General features: G+C 56.0%; 5 protein-coding genes and 4 tRNA genes. 4 read left to right on the top strand and 5 right to left on the bottom strand.

Going from position 1 to position 6910, the window contains the following annotated elements:
* Positions 1-101: 101 nt before the first annotated feature.
* A complete protein-coding gene (rnr, locus tag M3P88_RS14680; RefSeq protein WP_249616737.1) occupies positions 102-2807 on the bottom strand; it encodes a ribonuclease R in 2706 nt (901 codons plus the stop codon).
* A 74-nt stretch (positions 2808-2881) separates the two neighbouring features.
* Between rnr and M3P88_RS14675 the strand changes: the two genes are divergently transcribed.
* The 4 genes from M3P88_RS14675 (at position 2882) to M3P88_RS14660 (ending at position 3375) form a co-directional block, all read left to right on the top strand.
* Positions 2882-2968, top strand: a tRNA-Leu gene (locus M3P88_RS14675).
* Between the two features lie 50 nt (positions 2969-3018).
* Positions 3019-3105 (top strand) — tRNA-Leu (locus tag M3P88_RS14670).
* Between the two features lie 48 nt (positions 3106-3153).
* A tRNA-Leu gene (locus M3P88_RS14665) sits at positions 3154-3240 on the top strand.
* A 48-nt stretch (positions 3241-3288) separates the two neighbouring features.
* A tRNA-Leu gene (locus M3P88_RS14660) sits at positions 3289-3375 on the top strand.
* A 188-nt stretch (positions 3376-3563) separates the two neighbouring features.
* Here the strand turns inward: M3P88_RS14660 and M3P88_RS14655 are convergent.
* From M3P88_RS14655 to M3P88_RS14640, 4 genes are all read right to left on the bottom strand, one after another.
* Positions 3564-4961, bottom strand: coding sequence for a sodium:proton antiporter (locus M3P88_RS14655; protein ID WP_249616736.1), 1398 nt, complete (start codon positions 4959-4961; stop codon positions 3564-3566).
* Between the two features lie 71 nt (positions 4962-5032).
* Entirely contained in the window at positions 5033-5422 is a 390-nt protein-coding gene (gene gloA, locus M3P88_RS14650) for a lactoylglutathione lyase (protein ID WP_249616735.1), read from the bottom strand.
* A gap of 25 nt (positions 5423-5447) precedes the next feature.
* A complete protein-coding gene (locus tag M3P88_RS14645; RefSeq protein ID WP_249616734.1) occupies positions 5448-6146 on the bottom strand; it encodes a M48 family metallopeptidase in 699 nt (232 codons plus the stop codon).
* Positions 6124-6903 carry a lysophospholipid acyltransferase family protein gene (locus M3P88_RS14640; RefSeq protein ID WP_249616733.1) on the bottom strand — a complete coding sequence of 260 codons (780 nt, stop codon included), beginning with the start codon at positions 6901-6903 and terminating at the stop codon, positions 6124-6126. The genes M3P88_RS14645 and M3P88_RS14640 overlap by 23 nt, the downstream gene beginning before the upstream one ends.
* Positions 6904-6910: the final 7 nt, after the last annotated feature.

The raw sequence follows: 6910 nt of genomic DNA, 5'->3' as shown, positions 1-6910 counted from the left end.
AGGAAGAAGGACGCGTCAACACTTATTTTGAAAAAAGCGCCAAAAACACCAATAATTAACAAAAGCCGCGAAATGCGGCTTTTGTCTTGGCGATTCAGCCATCAGCTGTCAGTAACAGGCGGAGTACGCCGACGCCGACTGCGTGCAGGCGTGGCGGCCACGCCCTCTGCTGGTTTAACTGCTGGTTTAACTGCTGGTTTAACTGCTGGTTTAACTGCTGGTTTAACTGCAGGCTTAACTGCAGGCTCAGCGGCAGGCGATACCTTAGCGACGGCCGGCTTGGCCCGGCTACGCGGCTTGGGTTTAGGCTTTTCCGGTGCGGGTGGCGCAACAGGCGTTACCGCCGGCGTTAGCTTGACGGTGACGCCCGAACTACGCGGGGCACCACGGCGACGCGCAGCAGGCGCGGCAGCTTCCTTAGCGACGTCCTTAACCGGAGGCGCAAGCTGCTCAACTGCCGCTACCGGCACCTGAACAGGAGCGGCAACAGGAACGACAGGCTCCGGCGCCGTCTCGACTGGCGTAGCCTGTGGCACGAGCTCACTATTAGGCTGTTCCGCCGCAACACGCGCCGCACCACCTTTACGCCGGCGCGATCTGGTGGACTTGGCCGGTTTATCGATCTCGGCTTCGGGCGTTTCACGCACCAATGCAAAGTCAACCTGCGCGCTTTCAAGATCGGCGCGCACGACCCGCACCGTCATGGCATCGCCCAAGCGGTACTGAACGCCGCTTTTCTCGCCGACAATCGCCTGCATCTCTTTGCGGAAATGGAAGTAATCCTTACCCAGCTCCGAGATATGCAGCAAACCCTCCACATGCACGCCGTCCAGCATCACGAAAACGCCAAAGCCGGTGACGGCAGCGATCTTGCCGGTAAAGACTTCGCCCACCTTATCGCGCATATAGTAGGTTTTCAGCCAGGACTCGACATCGCGACTGGCATCATCCGCACGCCGCTCGACCGTGGAGCAGTGCACACCCAATTGCGTCCATTTCTGCGAAGGCTTGTACTTACGCCCTTCCAGCACCGCCTTGATCGCACGGTGTACCAGCAAGTCCGGGTAGCGGCGGATAGGCGAAGTGAAATGCGTGTATGCCTTATAGGCCAGACCGAAGTGGCCGCCATTGGTCGGGCTATAGACCGCCTGCTGCATGGAGCGCAACAGCATGGTCTGCAAGACCTCGACGTCCGGCCGATCCTGAATCTTTTCGGCTAGCTCAGCATAATCCTTGGTCGACGGCTTATCGCCACCACCCAAAGACAGGCCCACTCCATTCAGGAAAACACGCAAATTTTCCAGTTTTTCAATTGTTGGGCCTTCATGTACGCGATACAGACACTTTTGCCCGCTCTCCTGCAAAAACTCTGCCGCACACACATTGGCTGCCAACATGCACTCTTCGATCAGGCGATGCGCATCGTTGCGCACGACAGGCACAATCTGCTCAATCTTGCCAACGCCATCAAACAGCATCTGCGTTTCAATCGTATCAAACTCGATCGCACCACGCTTGGCACGCGCTGCCAGCAATACCTTGAACAAGGCATGCAGCGTTTGCATCTGCGCCATCTGCGGGTGATCCGTGCCGTTTTGCAGACAATCCCAAACCTGGTTATAGGTAAGTCGCGCCCGCGAGCGCATCACGGCAGGATAGAAGCGATAGCGCTTCACCTTGCCCTTGGCGCCGATTTGCATGTCGCACACCATACACAGGCGCTCGACATCCGGGTTCAGCGAACAGATGCCATTGGACAAGGCCTCGGGCAGCATCGGTATCACGCGTCGCGGGAAATATACCGAAGTACCACGCTCAAGCGCATCCATATCCAGCGCATCTTCCGGCTGCACATAATGGCTGACATCGGCAATCGCAACGACCAGGCGATAGCCCTTGCCCCGCTTTTCGGCAAATACCGCGTCGTCGAAGTCGCGCGAGCTCTCGCCGTCAATCGTCACCAAAGGCAGGTCGCGAATATCCTCGCGCCCCTTCTGCTGATCTTTCTTGCGTACCTTTTTCGGCGTGGCCTTGGCTTGCGCCTGAGCGGCCTCGCTAAATACATGCGGCAAATCGTGCTTGCGCAGCGCGATTTCTATTTCCATGCCCGGATCGGCATAATTACCCAGCACATCCTTCACCCGGGCAATCGGCGCACGGTAGCCTTGCGGATATTCGGTAATCTCCAGCACGACAACCTGACCATGCACGGCAGCACCTTCGCCACCGGGTTCGATCAGGATATCCAGCCGAATGCGTTTATCTTCGGCGCGAGCCGTCCATACGCCACGATCCAGATAGACGCGGGCAACCAGCGTTTTCACCGCATGCTCCAGCACCTCGGTGATACGCCCTTCACGGCGGCCACGGCGATCCGGCGCACCAGGCTGCACCATGACGATATCGCCATGCATGGCCTTATGCATTTCACGCTCGCTCAGAAAGAGATCACCCTTCTCTCCCTCCAATGGCATGGCAAAACCATAGCCATCGCGATGACCCGAGACCTTGCACTTAAGCAGATCCAGTTTTTGCGCGGCACAAACCGCACCCGTACGGTTAATAACGACTTCTCCGCTACGCTCCATGGCAAACAGGCGGCGTTCGAAAAAGGGTTTTTCTTCTTCAGTAATATTCAGCAAACCGATTAGCTCGGCTGGAAACATGGGAACACCCTGCCCGGCCAGAATTTGCAGAATAAATTCACGGCTAGGTAAAGGCTTGTCGTATTTGACTTTTTCACGTTCCAGATGCGGGTCTTGCAAGCGCAACGGGATGCTTTTTTGTTTTTTTTGCGTGGCAGGCATTGACTTCCTCGGCTAGGTCAATATAATTCGCACTTCGTTACAGCAATGTAGCGCAGATCATACAGTAAAGCGATGCCCAGGTGGCGGAATTGGTAGACGCACTAGGTTCAGGTCCTAGCGCCCGCAAGGGTGTGGAAGTTCGAGTCTTCTCTTGGGCACCAGTCGCTTTATCAGGCTGATTTATCAGTTTGCAGTATGAACAATTTGGCAGGCCCAGGTGGCGGAATTGGTAGACGCACTAGGTTCAGGTCCTAGCGCCCGCAAGGGTGTGGAAGTTCGAGTCTTCTCTTGGGCACCATCGCAGTAAACAGCAGTTTTATATTGCTGGCAGTAAACAATTTGGCAGGCCCAGGTGGCGGAATTGGTAGACGCACTAGGTTCAGGTCCTAGCGCCCGCAAGGGTGTGGAAGTTCGAGTCTTCTCTTGGGCACCATCGCAGTAAACAGCTGTTTTATATTGCTGGCAGTAAACAATTTGGCAGGCCCAGGTGGCGGAATTGGTAGACGCACTAGGTTCAGGTCCTAGCGCCCGCAAGGGTGTGGAAGTTCGAGTCTTCTCTTGGGCACCAACAGATATTTAAGTCATTGAGTTTTGCTCAATGGCTTTTTTATCGTCCATATTCTGCGCACGCTCCTCCTCTATTGACTCTTCGCAGCAAACAAACCGATAAAAAGCCCGACAAGCGCTAGCCTGCCGGGCAATCTTTACGCCTTAATCAAGGCAGGCTTAAACTCAAGCCCACCCCGATCATTCCCATCAGAAGAATATCAGCGTCAATACGGCAAATACCGGCAACAGGAAGCAGATGGACCAGCCCATATAACCGAAGAAGCTAGGCATTTTCACACCACGCTGTTCGGCAATGGCCTTGACCATAAAGTTGGGAGCATTACCGATATAGGTATTGGCACCCATAAAGACCGCACCCATGGAAATGGCCAGCAAGGTATCCGCCATCGGCCCCATCATGGTCTGTGCATCGCCATGAGCGAGGTTGAAGAACACCAGATAGGTCGGCGCATTATCCAGGAAGCTGGACAAAATACCCGTCATCCAGAAATACATGGTATCGATCGGCGCACCCGAACTATCCGACACCATATGTACCAGCGGTGCCAGATGGCCTTCGGTACCGGCCTTGAGAATGGCAATCACCGGTGCAATGGTGACAAAGATACCGGCAAACAGCTTGCCGACTTCCAGAATCGGATCCCAGTTGAAATCGTTTCCGGCACGTATCTGTTTAGGCGTGAGATACAGGGAGGCAGCGGCAATAACCAGCAGCAGCGCATCGCGGACGATATTCTGCAGGTCCCAATGCGTACCCATCACATCAAAACTGATACCCGGCTTCCAGAAACCGGACAGCAATACCCCGCCCACAACGCCGGCCAGCAACAGGAAGTTGAATTTGCCATGGATCTTGATCGGGCTATCCTTGGTGCGATCAACCGGCAACACGCCTTCCTTGGCAAAGAAATAGCTATCAACGGCAAAGAAGATTGCCAGCAGCGTCAGCGAAGTCAGGAATACCGGCAAGGCCATATGCTGCAAGGTCCAGCCAAAGGTCACACCCTTGAGGAAGCCAAGGAAGAGCGGCGGATCACCCAGCGGCGTCAAACCACCACCGACGTTGGCCACCAGGAAGATAAAGAACACCACAACGTGCACACTGCTCTTGCGGTTATCGTTAGCCTTGAGCAAAGGACGAATCAGCAGCATCGCCGCACCGGTTGTCCCCATAATGGAGGCCAAAACGGTACCGATAGCCAGAATGCTGGTATTGAGCTTGGGCGAACCATGCAAATTACCCCAGATCAGAATCCCGCCCGACACCGTATACAGGGCAAACAGCAGGATAATGAACGGGATGTACTCGGCAATCATCGCATGCACGACAACGGACAAGGCCATGCCGAAACCGAAGACGGCAATAAACGGCACCAGAAACAGCACGCTCCACATGGCGGTAATCTTGCCGAAGTGGTGATGCCAGAAACCCGGGGCAAAAATAGGGAACAGCGCAATCGACAGCAAGATGCCGGCAAACGGCAGCCCCCAAATCAGACTCAGCGTCGAACCGTCCAGATCCGCCGCCTGCGCCAATGCCGGCAACAGCGCAAGACTCGCTGCTGTAAGCAAGGTTTTAATCATTATGTCTCCTAAAGTGGCAAACCCTTAAACCGGATTTGCCGATTAACCCGGCCCATCAGGCCGGGTACTATTTACTGAGTACCCTTCTGGATAAACTCAATTTTATAACCATCCGGATCTTCGACAAAAGCAATAACGGTCACGCCATGCTTCATCGGACCGGCTTCACGCACCACCTTGCCGCCTTTGGCGCGAACCGCGTCGCAGGCAACATAGGCGTCATCCACTTCGACCGCCAGATGACCGAAAGCATCACCCAGCGCATAGGATGCCGTATCCCAGTTATGGGTCAGCTCCAGCACCGTGTCCGATGCCTCGTCACCATAACCGACAAAAGCCAGGGTAAAACGCCCTTCCGGGTAATCGCTACGGCGCAGCAATTTCATCCCCAGCACATCCTGATAAAACGCCAGCGAACGCTCAAGGTTGCCGACACGCAGCATGGTATGCAGTAAACGCATGATGTCTCTCCTAGTGGAAAATGATTCAGCCCAGGCTAAACAGTTGCCTGCCATGTTCTTTAAGCCAGTCGCGCCCTGCCTGCCAAGCCGGCAGCAGGCGCGCAAGCTCAGCCCAGAACGCAGGCGAATGATTCAAATGAGCCAGATGGGCCAGCTCGTGTGCCATCACATAATCCAGCACAAAGTCAGGTGCCTGAATCAGGCGCCAGTTAAGCCGCACCTTGCCCCCGGCGGTACAAGAGCCCCATCGGGTTCGCGCACCGGACAACTGCCAGCCCTGCATCGGCCGGGCAAGCTTTGGCGCAAACCACGCCAAACGGGCCGGATATGTCTGTGCGGCTTTGCGGCTTAAAGCCCGCGCCAGCGCAGCACGCAATAGTTCGGGCTGATCCTCGCCGGACAAACCGTAAACCTGCGCTTCGCTTTCAGCCAGCACCACCCGCTGCCGCGTGCCGCCGCAAAAAACAATGGGCAGCGGCCTGCCCATCAAAAACACATGCTGCGGCTGCAAGGCCTTGGCTTGCGCCAGCGTGCGCTGTTGCTGCCAATGGTGACGTATCCAGTCCGTGCGCCGGATCAGCAGCTCGCGAATATAATCCAGCGGCACTTGCGGATGGGCGACCACTTCCAGTCCATCATGGCGCATGCGCAAAGCAATGCTTTTACGCGGACGGCGCAAGACGGTGACCGCCAGTTCGCCCTCAGGCAGAATGAGCGAGTGCAATGCGTGCCTGCTTTTCATCGGGATGCGCACAAGGGCCGACACCCCCGATTTCACGCTGACGCGCCTCAATCCACTCGCCGACCTGGGCCATCAAGGCTTCCGGCCCCATCTCTTCACTCGGATAAACCGGTTGGCCGATCACCAGCGTAATCTCGCCCGGATGCTTGATAAAAGCATTGCGCGGCCAGAACTCGCCGGCATTGTGCGCGACCGGCACCAAAGGCATATCCAGTTGCTTGGCCATGCGCGCCGCACCGGGGCGATATTTACCCACCACCCCGGGACGAATACGCGTCCCTTCGGGAAAAACGGTAATCCAGAAACCGTGGCGCTTACGCTCAAGACCTTGCTCCTGCATGCGCCGGTTGGCATTGGCGCGATCGGAGCGATTGATCATGATGGCGTTCATCAGCCACAAGCCCCAGCCAAAAAACGGCACCCATAGCAGCTCGCGCTTGGCGACATAAATCTGATCCGGAAAAATCTTTTGCAGCGCCAGCGTCTCCCAGCCCGACTGGTGCTTGGAGCAGATAATCGATGGCACATCGGGAATGTTTTCCTGCCCGATGACCCGGAATTTAAGGCCGACCACATGCTCAAGCACCCATAACAACATCAGCGCCCACGACTTGCCAAAAATATGGCGCCGGCGCCGGGGCAGCCAGGCACAGACAAACAGCGCAGCAAAGCACAGCGGTGTCAGCACGATCACCGCCAGCCAGTAAACCAGATTGCGAATTAACAGCCCCAGGGTCATGCGCCTA

Source organism: Craterilacuibacter sp. RT1T (assembly GCF_023502145.1).
Lineage (GTDB): Bacteria > Pseudomonadota > Gammaproteobacteria > Burkholderiales > Chromobacteriaceae > Craterilacuibacter.
This window is presented reverse-complemented; position numbering and strand designations above follow the sequence as displayed.